The 15,769-nt window shown below is 67.8% G+C and carries 16 protein-coding genes; 13 read left to right on the plus strand and 3 right to left on the minus strand.

All coding sequences use genetic code 11. The features are described 5' to 3' along the window. The first annotated feature begins 67 nt into the window (after positions 1–67). On the plus strand, positions 68–1,543 hold the full coding sequence (zwf, locus tag B7G54_RS04440; protein ID WP_085037987.1) for a glucose-6-phosphate dehydrogenase: 1,476 nt from the start codon (positions 68–70) through the stop codon (positions 1,541–1,543). 97 nt (positions 1,544–1,640) lie between these two features. Here the strand turns inward: zwf and B7G54_RS04445 are convergent, their stop codons facing one another. Next, positions 1,641–2,582 (minus strand): LysR family transcriptional regulator, encoded by a 942-nt coding sequence (locus B7G54_RS04445; protein ID WP_085037988.1) that lies wholly within the window; start codon positions 2,580–2,582, stop codon positions 1,641–1,643. Positions 2,583–2,683: 101 nt separating this feature from the next. Here B7G54_RS04445 and B7G54_RS04450 point away from each other — a divergent pair, with 101 nt between their 5' ends. From B7G54_RS04450 to B7G54_RS04490, 9 genes are all read left to right on the plus strand, one after another. Continuing rightward, positions 2,684–3,886 (plus strand): MFS transporter, encoded by a 1,203-nt coding sequence (locus tag B7G54_RS04450; RefSeq protein WP_085037989.1) that lies wholly within the window; start codon positions 2,684–2,686, stop codon positions 3,884–3,886. A 30-nt stretch (positions 3,887–3,916) separates the two neighbouring features. Further along, on the plus strand, positions 3,917–4,240 hold the full coding sequence (locus B7G54_RS04455) for a MoaF-related domain-containing protein (protein WP_085037990.1): 324 nt from the start codon (positions 3,917–3,919) through the stop codon (positions 4,238–4,240). Between the two features lie 13 nt (positions 4,241–4,253). Then, positions 4,254–5,228, plus strand: coding sequence for an LLM class oxidoreductase (locus B7G54_RS04460; RefSeq protein ID WP_085037991.1), 975 nt, complete (start codon positions 4,254–4,256; stop codon positions 5,226–5,228). 147 nt (positions 5,229–5,375) lie between these two features. Further along, positions 5,376–6,182, plus strand: a complete 807-nt coding sequence (gene dkgB, locus B7G54_RS04465; protein ID WP_085037992.1) for a 2,5-didehydrogluconate reductase DkgB — start codon at positions 5,376–5,378, stop codon at positions 6,180–6,182. A 75-nt stretch (positions 6,183–6,257) separates the two neighbouring features. Next, on the plus strand, positions 6,258–7,373 hold the full coding sequence (locus B7G54_RS04470) for an alkene reductase (RefSeq protein WP_085037993.1): 1,116 nt from the start codon (positions 6,258–6,260) through the stop codon (positions 7,371–7,373). A gap of 23 nt (positions 7,374–7,396) precedes the next feature. Next, positions 7,397–8,401, plus strand: a complete 1,005-nt coding sequence (locus B7G54_RS04475) for an aldo/keto reductase (protein ID WP_085037994.1) — start codon at positions 7,397–7,399, stop codon at positions 8,399–8,401. A 157-nt stretch (positions 8,402–8,558) separates the two neighbouring features. Further along, positions 8,559–9,104 (plus strand): DUF3455 domain-containing protein, encoded by a 546-nt coding sequence (locus tag B7G54_RS04480; RefSeq protein ID WP_085037995.1) that lies wholly within the window; start codon positions 8,559–8,561, stop codon positions 9,102–9,104. Positions 9,105–9,652: 548 nt separating this feature from the next. Continuing rightward, positions 9,653–11,041 (plus strand): NCS2 family permease, encoded by a 1,389-nt coding sequence (locus B7G54_RS04485; RefSeq protein WP_085037996.1) that lies wholly within the window; start codon positions 9,653–9,655, stop codon positions 11,039–11,041. A gap of 213 nt (positions 11,042–11,254) precedes the next feature. Beyond that, positions 11,255–11,848 carry a hypothetical protein gene (locus B7G54_RS04490; RefSeq protein WP_085037997.1) on the plus strand — a complete coding sequence of 198 codons (594 nt, stop codon included), beginning with the start codon at positions 11,255–11,257 and terminating at the stop codon, positions 11,846–11,848. 46 nt (positions 11,849–11,894) lie between these two features. Here the strand turns inward: B7G54_RS04490 and B7G54_RS04495 are convergent, their stop codons facing one another. Both B7G54_RS04495 and B7G54_RS04500 read right to left on the minus strand, forming a co-directional pair. Beyond that, positions 11,895–12,296, minus strand: coding sequence for a CopD family protein (locus B7G54_RS04495; RefSeq protein ID WP_085038390.1), 402 nt, complete (start codon positions 12,294–12,296; stop codon positions 11,895–11,897). After that, the gene (locus B7G54_RS04500; RefSeq protein WP_085037998.1) at positions 12,293–12,601 is read right to left on the minus strand and encodes a DUF3817 domain-containing protein; all 309 of its coding nucleotides are present in this window, start codon (positions 12,599–12,601) and stop codon (positions 12,293–12,295) included. The genes B7G54_RS04495 and B7G54_RS04500 overlap by 4 nt, the downstream gene beginning before the upstream one ends. Before the next feature lie 105 nt (positions 12,602–12,706). Here B7G54_RS04500 and B7G54_RS04505 point away from each other — a divergent pair, with 105 nt between their 5' ends. The 3 genes from B7G54_RS04505 to B7G54_RS04515 all read left to right on the plus strand — a co-directional run bounded on the left by B7G54_RS04505 (position 12,707) and on the right by B7G54_RS04515 (position 15,745). Then, positions 12,707–13,654, plus strand: a complete 948-nt coding sequence (locus tag B7G54_RS04505; protein ID WP_085037999.1) for a GlxA family transcriptional regulator — start codon at positions 12,707–12,709, stop codon at positions 13,652–13,654. 161 nt (positions 13,655–13,815) lie between these two features. Beyond that, on the plus strand, positions 13,816–14,736 hold the full coding sequence (locus tag B7G54_RS04510) for a LysR substrate-binding domain-containing protein (protein WP_085038000.1): 921 nt from the start codon (positions 13,816–13,818) through the stop codon (positions 14,734–14,736). Positions 14,737–14,962: 226 nt separating this feature from the next. Further along, positions 14,963–15,745, plus strand: a complete 783-nt coding sequence (locus B7G54_RS04515) for an ABC transporter substrate-binding protein (protein WP_085038001.1) — start codon at positions 14,963–14,965, stop codon at positions 15,743–15,745. The last annotated feature ends 24 nt before the right edge of the window (positions 15,746–15,769 follow it).

Here is a 15,769-nt window from a genome sequence, read left to right on the forward strand (position 1 = left end):
TTCACGTATCGGCGCCCGGTGCCTCGATGTTCGTTTCACGTTCACCGTTTCAAACCGCGAACCTCCCATGACGAATCAGCCTACCCAGAGCGCGGCCGACCGGCCCGTCGACATGATCATTTTCGGTGGCGGCGGCGACCTGGCCGCCCGCAAGCTGTTGCCCGCGCTGTACATGGCGCACCTGCACTGCAACCTCCCGCCCGAGACGCGCATCATCGCGGTCGGCCGCCGCGACTGGGGCATCGACGGCTATCGCAAGTTCATGGACGAGCAGTCGCGCCCGTTCATCGACGAAAAGGCGTTCGATCCCGCTGCCTGGAGCCGTTTCCTCGACCTGTTCAAGTACGTGCTGATCGACGTGAACGCGCCGGACGACTACCTGCGGCTCGCGGAAGCGGCGCGCGGCGATGCGATCCGCGTGTTCTACCTGTCGACGTCGCCGGAGCTGTTCACGACGATCTGCGACAACCTGTCGGCCGCGCATCTCGTCGACAGGCACTCGCGCGTCGTCCTCGAAAAGCCGCTCGGCCACGATCTCGCGTCCGCGAAGGCGATCAACGATGCGGTCGGCAAGCACTTCGAGGAATCGCAGATCTATCGGATCGACCACTATCTCGGCAAGGAAACCGTGCAGAACCTGATGGTGCTGCGCTTCGGCAACCCGATCTTCGGGCCGCTGTGGCAGGCGCCGAGCATCCGCAGCGTGCAGATCACGGTGGCGGAGACGGTGGGCGTCGGCAGCCGCGCGGGCTTCTACGACCATACCGGCGCGCTGCGCGACATGGTGCAGAACCACCTGCTGCAGCTGCTGTGCATCGTCGCGATGGAGCCGCCCGTGTCGCTCGACCCGGACGCGGTGCGCGACGAGAAGCTGAAGGTGCTGCGCTCGCTGCGGCCGATGGCAGTGGCCGACGTCGCGCGCGACACGGTGCGCGGGCAATACACGGCCGGCGCGGTCGACGGCCAGCCGGTCAAGGGCTATCTCGAAGAAGACAACGTGCCGGCGGACAGCCGCGCGGAAACCTTCGTTGCGCTGCGCGCGCACATCAACAACTGGCGCTGGGCGAACGTGCCGTTCTTCCTGCGCACCGGCAAGCGGCTGCAGCGCCGCCAGTCGGAAATCGTGATCGAGTTCGCGGACATGCCGTTCTCGATCATCCCGACCGGCCCGCGCCACTACAGCAACCGCCTCGTGATCCAGCTCCAGCCGGAAGAGTCGATCCAGCTGCGGATGCTTGCGAAGGAACCGGGCAGCGGGATGAACATGGTGCCCGTGAGCCTGAACCTCGACCTGCAGCAGGCGATTCCGGAGCGGCGCGCGGAAGCGTACGAGCGTTTGCTGATCGACGTGATCCGCGGCCGCCTCACGCACTTCATGCGCCGCGACGAGCTCGAAGCCGCGTGGTCGTGGGTCGAGCCGATCCTCGACGGCTGGAAGCAGCTCGGCGACCGGCCGCGCCTGTACACGGCCGGCACGTTCGGTCCCGCGGCTTCGTCGGCGCTGCTCGCGCGCGACGGGATGTCGTGGTCGGAAGAGGCGTAACCGCTGCACGACGGCGTGCCTGAATACGGCACGCCGGATCGCACGTCCAATCGCACGGGGCGCGGCCCGCCCCGTCGTCCCTGCCAGCCTGACGCCGCTATCGCGGCGCCATCCACGGCGCAGCCTTGCGCCGCCCCGGCGCATCGTTGCCGCCGCCGCCCAGCGCCTCGATCAGGTAGTCGACGAACGACGCGATCCGCGACGAGATCGCGGTATTGCGGTAGTACACCGCGTGAATCGGCTGCTGGACATCGAGCGTGTGGCGCGCGAGCACCTGCACCAGCCGCCCCGCATCGCGATCCTGCGCGGTCACGAAATCGGACAGGCAGACGACGCCCGTGCCCTCCAGCGCAAGCTGCCGCAACGTTTCGCCGCTCGACGAATACACGTCCGGCTCGATGCGGTACGCTTCGCCGTCCGTGCCGAGGATCGGCCAGACGTTCAGCGATTCGGGCTGCGTGAAGCCGAGCAGCGTGTGCTTGTCGAGATCCTCCACCTTGCGCGGCTGGCCGTGCGCTTCGATGTATGCCGGGCTCGCGAGCATGCGCACCCGGCTGTTGCCGATGCGCCGGCTGTGCAGCGTCGAATCCTTCAGCCGGCCGATCCGGATCGCGACGTCGGTGCGTCGCTCCAGCAGATCGATGATGCCCTCGTTGCTGTTCAGCTCCAGCTCGACCTTCGGGAAGCGTTCGCGGTAGCCGCGCACGAGCGGCACGATCACGTGCAGCATGAACGGCGTCGCGGCGTCGACGCGCAGCCGCCCCGACGGCGTCTCGCGCCGCGCGAGCATCTGCTCCTCGGCATTCTCGACCGATTCGATGATCGCGCGCGCGTTCTGCAGGAACGCGCGCCCTTCTTCCGTCAACTCCAGCCGGCGCGTGGTCCGGCGCAGCAGCGTGGTCTTCAGCTTCTCCTCGAGCCGCGCGAGCGTGCGGCTCGCGGCCGACACGGTGAGGTCGAGCTGCTGCGCGGCGGCGGTGATCGATCCGGTGTCGACCACGGCCGCAAAGGCCTGGAGTTCGTCGAGCGTGATTTTCATTGTTGATCTGAAATCAAAACAATTTGGTTTATAGACCAGTTTTTCCGCAAAAGTAAAGTCGGCACACTGCGATCCATCCTTACTGGAACCAGGATCTCACCATGCCACTCGCCCTGCTTGCGCTGACCATCAGCGCCTTTGCCATCGGCACCACCGAATTCGTGATCGTCGGGCTGATCCCGACGATCGGCGCCGACCTCGGCGTCAGCCTGCCGTCGGCCGGCCTGCTCGTCAGCCTTTACGCACTGAGCGTCGCGATCGGCGCACCGCTCCTCACCGCGCTCACCGGCCGCGTGCCGCGCAAGACGCTGCTCGCGGCGCTGATGGCGCTGTTCACGGTCGGCAACCTCGTCGCGTGGCAGGCGCCCGGCTACGAGTCGCTGATCGTCGCGCGCATCCTCACCGGCCTCGCGCACGGTGTGTTCTTCTCGGTCGGCTCGATCATCGCGACCACGCTCGTGCCGAAGGAGAAGGCCGCCAGCGCGATCGCGACGATGTTCAGCGGGATGACCGTCGCGTTCGTCGCCGGCATTCCGCTCGGCACCTTCATCGGCCAGCACTTCGGCTGGCGCGCGACGTTCCTGGTCGTCGCGCTGTTCGGCCTCGTCGCGTTCGTCGGCGCGGTCGCGTTCGTGCCGCGCGGCCTGCCGCAAACGCCGCCCGCGCCGCTTGCCCGCCAGTTCCGCGTGCTCGCGCAGCCGCGCCTGCTGCTGGTCTATGCGATGACGGCGGTCGGCTACGGCGGCTCGCTGATCGCGTTCACGTACATGGCGCCGCTGCTCGAGCAGATCGCCGGCTTCACGCCGTCGCAGGTCAGCCTCGTGCTCGTCGGCTACGGCGTGTCGGTCGCGTTCGGCAACGTGTGGGGCGGCAAGCTCGCAGACGCCGTCGGCCCCGTGAAGGCGCTCAAGCGGATCTTCCTGCTGCTCGCGATCGTGCTGCTCGCGCTGACCTTCACGATCCACGTCAAATGGCTCGCCGTGCTGACGATGCTCGCATGGGGTGCGGTGGCGTTCGGCAACGTGCCGGGCCTGCAGGTGTACGTCGTCAAGCAGGCGCGCCACTTCGCGCCCGACGCCACCGACGTCGCATCCGGTTTCAACATCGCCGCGTTCAACCTCGGCGTCGCGGGCGGCTCGGCACTCGGCGGCCTGATCGTCGCGCACGCCGGCCTCGGCCATACGCCTTGGATCGCGGCAGCCGTCACGCTCGGCGCATTCGCGCTCACCGCGCTGAGCGGCCGGCTCGACCGCGGCGCGGGCCTGCCCGAACGCACGGCCGAACCCGTCGAACTCGCACATTGAACGTCACTTTATTTGCAGGAGTTTGCTCACATGAACGCATCGCCCCCGCGCCCGCCGTTCGCCGGCAAGACTTTCGAAGTCCGTTACGACGGCCTCACCGCGCTCAACGCGTACGACGAAGACGGCCTCCACATGCGCTACGAGATCACCGAAGGCCCCTACGCGGGTGCGCAGGGCGAAGTCGAATACACGTGGCAGCCCATCGCCGGCGAAACCTACGCGATCTCGTGGCAGGAAGCCGATCGCGCAACCGTCGTGCATCTCGACGATTTCGCCGCCGGCACGTCGCGCACGTTCTTCACCGCGGCGTCGCTCGATTTCTACCGGCTCGAAGGCAGCCTGCGCGCAGTCTGAACGGAACCCGATCATGCCCACCTCACTCGACAAGCTGACTACCGGCGGCTTCAGCATCGGCATCGAACTGCCGCTCGACAACGACTGGTCGCCGGCCGGCGACGCGAAGCGCCAGCACGACGGCCGCCGCCCCGGCGTGCCAAGCCTCGAGTTCCACGCGAAGCTCGCGCAACTCGCCGACACGCTCGGCTTCCGCGCGCTCTGGGTGCGCGACGTGCCGCTGTACGACCCGTCGTTCGGCGACGCCGCACAAGTGTTCGAGACCTTCTCGTATCTCGGCTACCTCGCCGGCATCACGAACGACATCCTGCTCGGCACGGCGGCCGTCGTGCTGCCGCTGCGCGAGCCGCTGCTGACGCTGAAATCGGCCGCGACGATCCAGGAACTGAGCGGCGGCCGCCTGCTGCTCGGCGTCGCAAGCGGCGACCGGCCGGTCGAATATCCGCTGTTCGGCCGCGACTTCGCATCGCGCGGCGCGAACTTCCGCGACCAGATCGCGCTGCTGCGCGACGGCGCACGCGGGCACCTGCCGCCCGGCCTCGACGTGCTGCCCGCCGCCCGTTCGCCAGTGCCGCTGCTCGTCGCGGGCCTCGCGCAGCAGACGCCCGCATGGATCGGCGAACACATGGACGGCTGCCTCGCGTATCCAGGCTCGCCGGACGATCACCTGCATCGTGTCGCGAACTGGCGCGCGGTGGCCGGCGACAAGCCGTACGTGAGCTTCATCCACCTCGACCTCGCGGAAGATCCGCACGAACCGCTGCAGCGGCACCGCTTCGGCGCGCGCGCCGGACGTATCGCGCTGACGGAGGAACTCGCGGCAATGCGCGACGCGGGCGTGCAGCACATCGGCCTGCATTTCCGCCGCAACCGGCGTCCGCTCGACGAGACGATGGCCGAGATCGCGGCGGACGTGCTGCCGGTGTTCCATGCGAACGCGAATGCCGACGCCGCGCCCGGTACGAAAGCGCGGACGGGCACCGCCTGAAACCGCCCCCTCCGCAGCCGCCCGGATTCGCGGCCAATATTTGATTTCAAATCAAATATTTTTGACCTCTAACGGCGTTTATCTCATCAGTCTCAAGCGCCAGAATGACTTCCATACCGCAACCGCCCCCCCTTTCAGGAGCCCACGATGAGCACCATTCCCGCATTCGGCCTCGGTACGTTCCGCCTGCAAGGCCAGGTCGTGATCGACTCGGTCCGCAACGGTCTTGAAGTCGGCTACCGCGCGATCGACACCGCGCAGATCTACGGCAACGAAGCCGAAGTCGGCGAAGCGATCGCCGCGTCGGGCGTGCGCCGCGAAGACTTGTTCCTCACGACCAAGATCTGGGTCGACAACTACGCGCCGGACAATCTCGTGCCGAGCCTCGAAGAGAGCCTGCGCAAGCTGCGCACCGACCACGTCGACCTGACGCTGATCCACTGGCCGGCACCCGACAACGGCGTCGCGCTCGACACGTTCATGACCGCGCTCGCCGATGCGAAAGCGAAGGGCCTCACGCGGCAGATCGGCATCTCGAACTTCAACATCGCACTGACGAAGCAAGCGATCGCGGCCGTCGGCAAGGACGCGATCGCGACGAACCAGATCGAACTGAGCCCGTACCTGCAGAACCGCACGCTCGTCGAGTTCCTGAACGCCGAAGGCATCCACGTCACGTCGTACATGACGCTCGCATACGGCAAGGTGCTCGGCGATCCGGTGATCGGCGCAATCGCGCAGCGTCACGACGCGACGCCGGCACAAGTCGCGCTCGCGTGGGCGTTGCAGCTCGGCTACTCGGTGATCCCGTCGTCGACGAAGCGCGAGAACCTCGCGAGCAACCTGCTCGCGCAGACGCTGCGCCTGACCGACGAAGACATGGCGCAGATCGCCGCGCTCGAACGCAACGGCCGCGAAGTCGACCCGGCCGGTCTCGCGCCGAAGTGGGACTGAACGCGCGCCGCCCGCCCTTTGCCATTCCGATTCGCCGCGGCCGGAAAGCCGCGGCACCGACAGGACATCATCACCATGACCCAGGACCCGCTTTTCCAACCGCTGCAACTCGGCGCGCTGACGCTGCCGAACCGCATCGTGATGCCGCCGATGACGCGCTCGCGCGCGAGCCAGCCCGGCGACGAAGCCAACGAACTGATGGCCGCGTATTACGCGCAGCGCGCGAGCGCCGGCCTGATCGTCAGCGAAGGCACGTATATCGCGCCGCTCGGCAAGGGCTACGCATGGACGCCCGGCATTCACACGCCGTCGCAAGTGGCGGGCTGGCGCAAGGTGACGGACGCCGTGCATGCCGCGCACGGCCGGATCTTCGCGCAGCTGTGGCACGTCGGCCGGCTGAGCCACACGAGCCTGCTCGGCGGCCGGCAGCCGGTGTCGTCGTCGCCGCTTCAAGCAAAGGGCGTGAACGTATTCATCGCCGGTGAGGACGGCAGCACGCCGGGCTTCGTGCAGGCGTCCGAGCCGCGCGCGCTGTCGATCGACGAGATCCGCGAGATCGTCGATCAATACCGGGCCGCCGCGCGCAACGCGATCGAAGCCGGCTTCGACGGCGTCGAGCTGCACGGTGCGAACGGCTACCTCGTGAACCAGTTCATCGACTCGAATGCGAACACGCGCACCGACGCATACGGCGGCTCGCTGGAAAACCGGCTGCGCTTTCTGCGCGAAGTCACGCAGGCGCTGATCGAAGGCACGGGCGACGCGTCGCGCGTCGGCATCCGCCTCGCGCCGCTGACCACGTTGAACGGCTGCGTCGACGCCGATCCGGAAACGACCTACCTCGCCGCCGCGAAGCTGCTCGGCGAACTCGGCGTCGGCTACCTGCACATCGCGGAGGCCGACTGGGACGACGCACCGCTGATGCCGGTCGAATTCAAGCAGCAACTGCGCGCCGCGTTCCCGGGCGTGCTGATCTATGCCGGCGCGTACACCGCCGCGCGTGCCCGCGACGCGATCGCCGCCGGCTGGGCCGACCTCGTCGCTTTCGGCCGCCCGTTCGTCGCGAACCCCGACCTGCCCGAGCGCCTGCGCACCGGCGCGGCACTCGCGCCGCACGACCGCAACACGCTGTTCGGCGGCGGCGAGCGCGGCCTGACCGACTACCCGACGCTGGCCCAGGCCGCAGCCTGAGCCGGCTCACCGCGAGACTGCACATGAGAATCACGCTCCCTTCCCGTCTGGGCTTCGGCACCGCACCGCTGGGCAACATGTACCGGGACATCCCGCACGAAGAAGCGCTGGCCACGGTCGATGCGGCCTGGGAAAGCGGCATCCGCTATTTCGACGCCGCGCCGCTGTATGGCGCCGGGCTCGCCGAGCTGCGTCTCGGCGAAGCGCTCGCGGGGCGCCCGCGCGACGAATACGCGCTCGGCACCAAGGTCGGCCGGCTCGTCCTCGACGAACACGAAGACGCATCGCAGCGCGATCTCGGCGAAAAGGGCGGCCTGTTCCGCCACGGGCTGCCGAACAGGATCGTCTACGACTACACCGAGGACGGCACGCTGCGCTCGATCGACGCGAGCCTCGAGCGGCTGCGCACCGACCGGCTCGACACCGTGTGGATTCACGACCCGGCCGTCGACTTTCACGGCGACGCGTGGCGCGACGTGTTCGACGTCGCCATGTCGGGCGCAGCCAGGGCACTCACGCGGCTGCGCGACGAGAAGGTCATCCAGGGCTGGGGCCTCGGCGTGAACCGCGTCGAGCCGTGCGAACTCGCGCTCGAACGCGCGGACCCCGATGGCTTCCTGCTCGCCGGGCGCTACACGCTGCTCGATCATGCAGGCGCACTCGAACGGCTGATGCCGGAAAGCGCCGCGCGCGGGCTCGGGATCATCGTCGGCGGCCCTTACAACTCGGGCGTGCTGGCGGGCGGCACGCACTTCGAGTATCAGCCGGCCACGCAGGCCATGCTCGACCGCGTCGCGCGCATCCGCCAGATCTGCGAGCGATTCGGCGTCGATGTCCGCGCGGTGGCGCTGCAATTCTCGCTCGCGCACCCGGCCGTCGCGGCCGCGATCCCCGGCGCGAGCCGGCCCGACCGCATCGACGACAACCTGCGTCTCGCCGCGATGCCGATCCCGGCCGAACTGTGGGACGTGCTGAAGGCCGAGCGCCTGATTGCCGCGCATGCACCGACGCCGGCGGGCGCGGGTTGAGCGGCGTGGCGCGACCGTATGCGGCCGCGCCACCCGTGACAATCGCGGCGACTATCACCGCGATTGTCATTTCCGTATTGCAGCCTGTGCAATCGGCGTCTAGCGTTTACGCGATCGACCTCGTACGATCGTCACCGACCTGAAAGGACGCCCCGCCATGCCAAGCCGCTCCCCGACACGCGACATGCTGCTGGCCGTTGCGGCCGGCCTCGCCTTCGCAGCGTTCACAGCGCCTGCCCACGCCGGCGATGCGGCGTCACTCGCGCCGCCCGAGCCTGCGTCGACGGTGCTGTCGACCAGCGCGACCGGCGTGCAGATCTACGCATGCGAATACGACCATGAACATCGGCTCGCGTGGGCGTTCCAGCGGCCGGAGGCGATGCTGTTCGACGCGAGCGGCACGCTCGTCGTCCGGCACGGCGCGGGGCCGTCGTGGGAAGCGCTCAACGGCAGCCGCATAACCGGCAAGAAACTCGCGGAAGCGCCGAGCGCGCGCGCCGGCAGCATCCCGCAACTCCTGCTCGCCGCGACGCCGGCCACATCGACCATAACGACCACAACGGCCGCGACCGGCACGCTCGCCGGCGTGCGCTTCGTCCAGCGGCTCGATACCGTGGGCGGCACGCCGCCGGACGCAGCGTGTTCGGCCGAGCATGCGATCGGCCGCTTCCCGTATTTCGCGCGCTACGTGTTCCTGAAGTAACGCACGACAGTGCCCGAAGCACAGCACACCATTGCAGTGTCATCCTTCGACAACCCGATTATCATCCGGGTGCCGCTTGCCCGCGACCGCGCATCGCGTCGCGCGCCGCCGTCGCCATCCGCGTATGCAGCCCCAATGAAAGACATCTGTAATTTTCAATGCATCCCCCGCTTGCCTCCTGCCCGTCGACCCCGCATTCAAATAATCGCCTTAACGGATTCGAACTAGGCGTATACACGCGTGTCGTCGCGACGGAGCCCCGTTGCACGCCGATATAAGCGCTGAGACATGCGCTGCATGCTCTTCCCCCAATGGGACGTGATGGGCGGTTCGCCTAACCTTCGCTACGGCAAAGCACACGTGACGGGGTCGACAACACAACGCGTCGCACGACGCGACACCCTCGCGATCGTTTCGATTCGCACATAGCGACACGGATCACGCGTCATTCGTCCCCACGACGTTGCCGACAATCCCAACTAGATACGAGACACCCTGACGACGGTTCGCTACGGGCCGTTTCAGCATGCTGATAAAGGAGCAAGCTCATGAGTGATACCCCGGTGCAGCCGACGGTCGGCGTCGGCGCGGAAGAAACTGACTTTGGCACCAAGGGAGTCATCGACCGGTACTTCGGCATTTCGTCGCGCGGCAGCACGCAGCGCCGCGAGATCATTGCCGGCGTCACGACCTTTCTCGCGATGGTCTATTCCGTGTTCGTCGTACCCGGCATGTTCGGCAAGGCCGGCTTCGACACGAGTGCCGTGTTCGTCGCGGTCTGCCTCACGACCGCGTTCGGTTCGCTGCTGATGGGCCTGTGGGCGAAGCTGCCGATCGCGATCGGCTGCGCGATCTCGCTGACCGCGTTCACCGCGTTCGGCCTCGTGCTCGGCAAGGGGCTGCATCCGACGGTCGCGCTCGGCGCCGTGTTCCTGATGGGCCTCGTGTTCACCGGCATTTCGGTCACCGGTGTGCGTTCGTGGATCCTGCGCAACCTGCCCGCGGGCGTCGCGCACGGCACCGGGATCGGCATCGGCCTGTTCCTGCTGCTGATCGCATCGAACGACGTCGGCCTCGTGATCAAGAACCCGGGCGCCGGCCTGCCGGTATCGCTCGGCCAGATCACCGCGCTCCCGGTCATCATGTCGGTTGTCGGCCTCGCTGCGATCTTCGGCCTCGAAAAGCGTCGCGTGCCGGGCGGCATCCTGCTCGTCGTGATCGCGATCTCGGTGTTCGGCCTGATCTTCGATCCGAGCGTGAAGTACCACGGCATCTTCGCGCTGCCGTCGCTGAGCGCACCGGGCCATGCGTCGCTGATCGGCGCGATGGACATCAAGGGTGCGCTGTCGATGGCCGTGCTGCCGAGCGTGCTGGCGCTGGTGATGACCGCCGTGTTCGACGCGACCGGCACGATCCGCGCGGTCGCGGGCCAGGCCGGCCAGCTCGACGAGAACGGCCGCATCATCAACGGCGGCCGTGCGCTCACCGCCGATTCGATCAGCTCGATCTTCTCCGGCTTCCTCGGCGGCGCGCCGGCAGCAGCCTACATCGAGTCGAGCGTCGGCGTGGCCGCCGGCGCGAAGACGGGCCTCGCGGCAGCCGTGGTCGGCCTGCTGTTCCTCGTCGTGATGTTCTTCTCGCCGCTCGCGGGCCTCGTGCCGTCGTACGCCACGGCACCCGCACTGATGTACGTCGGCCTGCTGATGCTCGGCAGCGTGAGCAAGCTGCACATGGACGACATGGTCGACGCGATGTCGGGCCTCGTGTGCGCGGTGTTCATCGTGCTGACCGCGAACATCGTGACGGGCATCATGCTCGGCTTCTCGACGCTCGTGATCGGCCGCATCGCCAGCGGCGAATTCCGCAAGCTCAACGTCGGCACCGTGCTCATCGCTGCCGTGCTCGTCACGTTCTATCTCGGCGGCTGGGCGATCTGACCGCGAATCGTGCGCGACGTCGCCTGCCGAAGGGCGGCGCGCATCGGGACGACATCGTCTCCTCCACCATCATCGTTGATGGTCTCCAGGCCTGGGAACGCAAGTTTCCAGGCCTTTTTTGTCGATGCGGCACAGCGCGGCACGCACCGGGCACGCGTCGCGACACGAATCCACGCCCGGTGCTACGATCGCATTTTGCCTTCAGGAGCCGCCATGAACGCGCTCGGCATCGTCTCCGAATCGAACACCCGGACCTCGGCGCGCAAGCCGCCGTTCATCCCGTCGTTCGGCTTCCATGAAGTGCATGAATCCAGGCCGATCGATGCCGCTCCGGCACGCATCATCGACGCGGTCACCGCGCTCGACATGCGCACGGATCCGGTCGTCGATGCGCTGCTCAACGTCCGCGAATTCCCGGCAGCCCTGGCCGCTTCGTTGCGCCACGGCACCCCGCGAGGCGAACGCGAACGCTTCGGCCTCCATGCGTTCACGCCGCTGCATCGCGACGACAGGTCGCTGTCACTCGGCCTCGTCGGCCGCTTCTGGCGGCCGGACCTCGGCGTGCTGACGATCGCCGACGCGGCGGCGTTCGTGCAGCATGACGACCCGCGCGATGCGAAGCTGGTGCTCCGCTTCGAGGTCGTCGGGCTCGCGTCGGGTGCGCACATGCTGCGCACCGAAACCTTCGTGCATTGCCCGACCGCCCGTACGCGGCGGCTGTTCATGCCGTACTGGCTCGCGATCCGGATGGCGAGCGGCTGGATTCGGCGCCGCACGCTGGTGGCAGTCGAGATGGCGCTGGCGTAGCGCCTGCCCCCGCCTCTGCGATGGCCGGCTCGCGCCGGCCTGCGCGTCAGAACGGCTTCATCACGACCAGCCCGACGACGATCGCCGTCGCGGCCACGACCGCGCCCGCTGCCTGCCCGAGCCAGGGCGCCGGCGCGACGACGAGATCGTCGCGTTCCATGCGCCGCAGCGTGCCGGCCAGGATCCCGTGCAGTGCCGACAGTGCGACAACCACCACGAGCTTCACCGACAGCCACGCCGCGCCGAACCAGTGACCGTCCAGCGCAAGCGCGATCCCCGCGATCCAGACGAGCGCGAGCGCGGGAGCCGTCACCGTGCGGTCCCAGCGTCGCACCGCACGATGCACGGCGAGGTTGGCGATACGCACGCCGACGGACAACATCAGCAGCCCCCCGACGAACGTGACGACGGCAACGACATGGACGGCCTTGAGCCACAGGTAGATCATCGTGCGTGCCTCCTGCGCGCGATCCATCCGGCACTCGTCAGCCCCACGAACGGCACGACGGCCGCCAGCACGAGCCGTGCAACTTCCGCCTTGCTCCACAGCCCGCTCGACGCGGTGCCGACGACCGCCCACACGTACATCGCGAACGCGATGCCGTGCACCGGGCCCATGATCGATACCGCAGCCGGATAACCGGCCAGGTGCTTGAGCGGCACGGCAACGCACACCAGCACGACGAGCGTGGCCGCCTCCAGCAACGACAGGTATTGCAGGTTCCGCAACGCATTGCGATCGTCTTGTTGCATCGGCAGCCTCCAGGTGGGTTCGTGACGATTGTCGCGTGTGGTGCCGTTCCGGGCCATTGGCTAAAATGACATCTTTAAACGGATTCTGGCCACGCCCCCAACGCCATGCACAAGGTCGCCGTGCTCGCCCTGCCCGATGTCGTCCCGTTCGATCTGGGCATGGCGTGCGACACGTTCGCGCGCGTGCGTTCGCCCGACGTCGTGCAGCCGTACCGCGTCCGCGTGTGCAGCGAGCACGCGCGTGTCGCCGGCGACCTGTTCGACCTGCGCCCCCCGTTTCGCCTCGACGCGCTCGCCGATGCCGATACGATCGTCGTCCCCGGCACGTCCGTGCCGCTCGCGCCCACGTCGCGCCACGTAATCGCGGCACTGCGCGCGGCAGCCGCGCGCGGTTGCCGGATCGCGTCGATCTGCAGCGGCGCGTTCGTGCTCGCGGAAGCCGGGCTGCTCGACGGACTGCGCGCGACGACGCACTGGCTCGCGGCCGCCGAACTCGCGCGCCGCTATCCGCGCGTGACGGTCGACCCGAACGTGCTGTTCGTCGACAACGGGCAGATACTCACGTCGGCCGGCGCCGCGGCCGGCCTCGATCTGTGCCTGCACATGATCCAGGCCGACTACGGCGCGGCGGTCGCCGTCGACGCCGCGCGCTGCGCGGTGGCGCCGCGGGTTCGCGAAGGCGGGCAGGCGCAGTTCATCGCACCGGAATGGCCGAGCGGCACCGACGGCCTGCAAGGCCTGATGGACTGGCTGCAGGCCAACCTGCGCAAGCCGCTCACGCTCGACGCGATGGCCCGCAAGGCGTCGACGAGCGTGCGCACGCTGACGCGGCGCTTCCAGGAGCAGACGGGCACGTCGCCGCGGCAATGGCTGCAGACCGCGCGCGTCAGGCATGCGCAGCAGTTGCTGGAGGTCACGGCGCTGTCGATCGAGCATGTCGCGACGGAGGCCGGGTTCGGTTCGGTCACCGCGTTCCGCGAGCGGTTCACGCGCATCGTCGGCACGTCGCCGCAGCGGTATCGTCAGGCGTTTCGCGCGCGGTCCGGCGCATGATGGCCGCCGCGCCGCCACCCACCGCACCCCGGCCTGCGATATGTTGCCTTGTCGTCGCAAAACCTCGTCGCAAAACCATGCGCACGCAACCGTCTGGATTACTACCGAATTCCACTACACCACGTCGCCTGCCACAGTATCGCGCCAACCGGACCCGATCGATGACCCGCATCCGCAACCCCTTGAACCTCGCGCAGCTCCAGGCGTTCGTCTCCGCCGCCCATCACAAGAGCCTGCGCGCCGCCGCGCGCGAACTCGGCGTCACGCAGCCCGCGATCACGCATACGATCCGCGAGCTCGAAACGGCGCTCAACGCGGAACTGCTCGCGCGCAGCGTACGCGGCGTCGAGCTGACCGCGTGCGGCCATGCGCTGCTGCCGCGTGCCGAGCAACTGCTCGGCGACATCCGCCGCACGGTCGAGGCCGTCGAGCAGGTGAAAGGCGAGATGTCGGGGCGCGTCGCGGTCGGCACGATGCCGTCGATCGCGCTGACGGCGCTGCCGCGCGCGGTGACGGCATTCCGCCAGTCGATGCCGAACGTGAGCCTGCATCTCGAGGAAGTGACGGTGCCCGACGCGCTCGCGCAGTTGCGCAACGGCACGCTCGACATCGCTGCGATGCACCATGTACCCGCGCTCGATCGCGATTTCACACAATTGCCGCTGCTGTCGACCGAATTCACCGTCGTGATGCGCGAAGGCCACCCGCTTGCGCACGCGCGCCGGTTAGAGGAATTGCTCGATGCCGAGTGGATCGTCACCGTCGGCGCCGAGCAGTTCCCGCACAGCGTGATGGTCGGGATGTTCGAGGCGCACGGGCTGCCGCTGCCGAAGCGCCTGCTGCGATCGCCGATGTCGTTCGCGGTGACGCTCGGCCTCGTCGCGCGATCGGACGTGATCGGCTGCTTCACGCGCCCGCTCGCCGCCATGGTCGCGCCGCTCGGCATCCGCACGGCCGAACTCGACGAAAGCATGCCGCGCTTCGACCTGTCGATCATCGCGCGGCGCGACCTGCTGCCCACGCCCGCCGTCACGCAATTCGTCACGTGCCTGCAGCGCGCGGTCAACGAAACGCTCGGCTGAATCGTTCATGTGTCTGAAACGGTAGCGCACCCGACGCGCCGCCGCCGGGCCCGGTATCGGGGCTTGTCCTAGGCGCCCTGCCGGTATTTTGTCTTGATAATCTTGCGCACGTCGCGCGCCCGCATCGGGTGAGCGAAACGGACAGCCTGACGCGAAGCCGCGGCGGGCCGAAGGCTTACGGCGCGGCACAACCGCGCACCCATCGAACAAAACGAGGAGTCACCGAGTGAAAAAGATTCTTGCGGCTGTGACCGTGGCCCTGCTCGCCGTATCGGCCGGCAGCGCGTACGCGAAGGACTGGACGACCGTGCGGTTCGGCGTCGACGCAAGCTACCCGCCTTTCGAATCGAAAGGCGCTGACGGCAAGGTGGTCGGGTTCGACGTCGATCTCGGCAATGAAATCTGCCGCCGCATGAACGCGAAGTGCGTGTGGATCGAAAACGACTTCGACGGGATGATTCCGGCGCTGAAGGCCCGCAAGTTCGACGGCGTGCTGTCGTCGATGTCGATGACGCCGGCGCGTCAGGAACAGATCGCCTTCTCCGCGAAGCTGTTCAACACGCCGACGCGCCTCGTCACGAAGAAGGGCTCGGGCCTGATGCCGACGGCCGAATCGCTGAAGGGCAAGTCGGTCGGCGTCGAGCAGGGCACGATCCAGGAAACCTACGCGAAGACGTACTGGGCCTCGAAGGGCGTGAAAGTCGTGCCTTACCAGAACCAGGACCAGGTCTACGCCGACCTGATCTCCGGCCGTCTGGACGGCGCGCTGCAGGACGCGGTGCAAGCCGAGATTGGCTTCCTGAAGACGCCGCGCGGCGCGAGCTTCGATTTCGCCGGCAAGGATATCGACGATCCGAAGACGCTCGGCAACGGCGCCGGCATCGGCCTGCGCAAGGAAGACACCGACCTGAAGTCGAAGATCGACGGCGCGATCGCCGGCATGCGCAAGGACGGCACGTACGACAAGATCGCGAAGAAGTACTTCGATTTCGACGTCTACGGCAAGTAATCCGCCAAGCAAGCGCACGCTTCG

Source organism: Burkholderia puraquae, assembly GCF_002099195.1.
GTDB classification, from domain to species: domain Bacteria; phylum Pseudomonadota; class Gammaproteobacteria; order Burkholderiales; family Burkholderiaceae; genus Burkholderia; species Burkholderia puraquae.

Bases quoted from the DNA above. Each gene is read 5' to 3' on its own strand.
- zwf (WP_085037987.1), top strand. From the start codon at position 68: ATGACGAATCAGCCTACCCAGAGCGCGGCCGACCGGCCCGTCGACATG.
- B7G54_RS04445 (WP_085037988.1), bottom strand. From the start codon at position 2,582: ATGAAAATCACGCTCGACGAACTCCAGGCCTTTGCGGCCGTGGTCGAC.
- B7G54_RS04450 (WP_085037989.1), top strand. From the start codon at position 2,684: ATGCCACTCGCCCTGCTTGCGCTGACCATCAGCGCCTTTGCCATCGGC.
- B7G54_RS04455 (WP_085037990.1), top strand. From the start codon at position 3,917: ATGAACGCATCGCCCCCGCGCCCGCCGTTCGCCGGCAAGACTTTCGAA.
- B7G54_RS04460 (WP_085037991.1), top strand. From the start codon at position 4,254: ATGCCCACCTCACTCGACAAGCTGACTACCGGCGGCTTCAGCATCGGC.
- dkgB (WP_085037992.1), top strand. From the start codon at position 5,376: ATGAGCACCATTCCCGCATTCGGCCTCGGTACGTTCCGCCTGCAAGGC.
- B7G54_RS04470 (WP_085037993.1), top strand. From the start codon at position 6,258: ATGACCCAGGACCCGCTTTTCCAACCGCTGCAACTCGGCGCGCTGACG.
- B7G54_RS04475 (WP_085037994.1), top strand. From the start codon at position 7,397: ATGAGAATCACGCTCCCTTCCCGTCTGGGCTTCGGCACCGCACCGCTG.
- B7G54_RS04480 (WP_085037995.1), top strand. From the start codon at position 8,559: ATGCCAAGCCGCTCCCCGACACGCGACATGCTGCTGGCCGTTGCGGCC.
- B7G54_RS04485 (WP_085037996.1), top strand. From the start codon at position 9,653: ATGAGTGATACCCCGGTGCAGCCGACGGTCGGCGTCGGCGCGGAAGAA.
- B7G54_RS04490 (WP_085037997.1), top strand. From the start codon at position 11,255: ATGAACGCGCTCGGCATCGTCTCCGAATCGAACACCCGGACCTCGGCG.
- B7G54_RS04495 (WP_085038390.1), bottom strand. From the start codon at position 12,296: ATGATCTACCTGTGGCTCAAGGCCGTCCATGTCGTTGCCGTCGTCACG.
- B7G54_RS04500 (WP_085037998.1), bottom strand. From the start codon at position 12,601: ATGCAACAAGACGATCGCAATGCGTTGCGGAACCTGCAATACCTGTCG.
- B7G54_RS04505 (WP_085037999.1), top strand. From the start codon at position 12,707: ATGCACAAGGTCGCCGTGCTCGCCCTGCCCGATGTCGTCCCGTTCGAT.
- B7G54_RS04510 (WP_085038000.1), top strand. From the start codon at position 13,816: ATGACCCGCATCCGCAACCCCTTGAACCTCGCGCAGCTCCAGGCGTTC.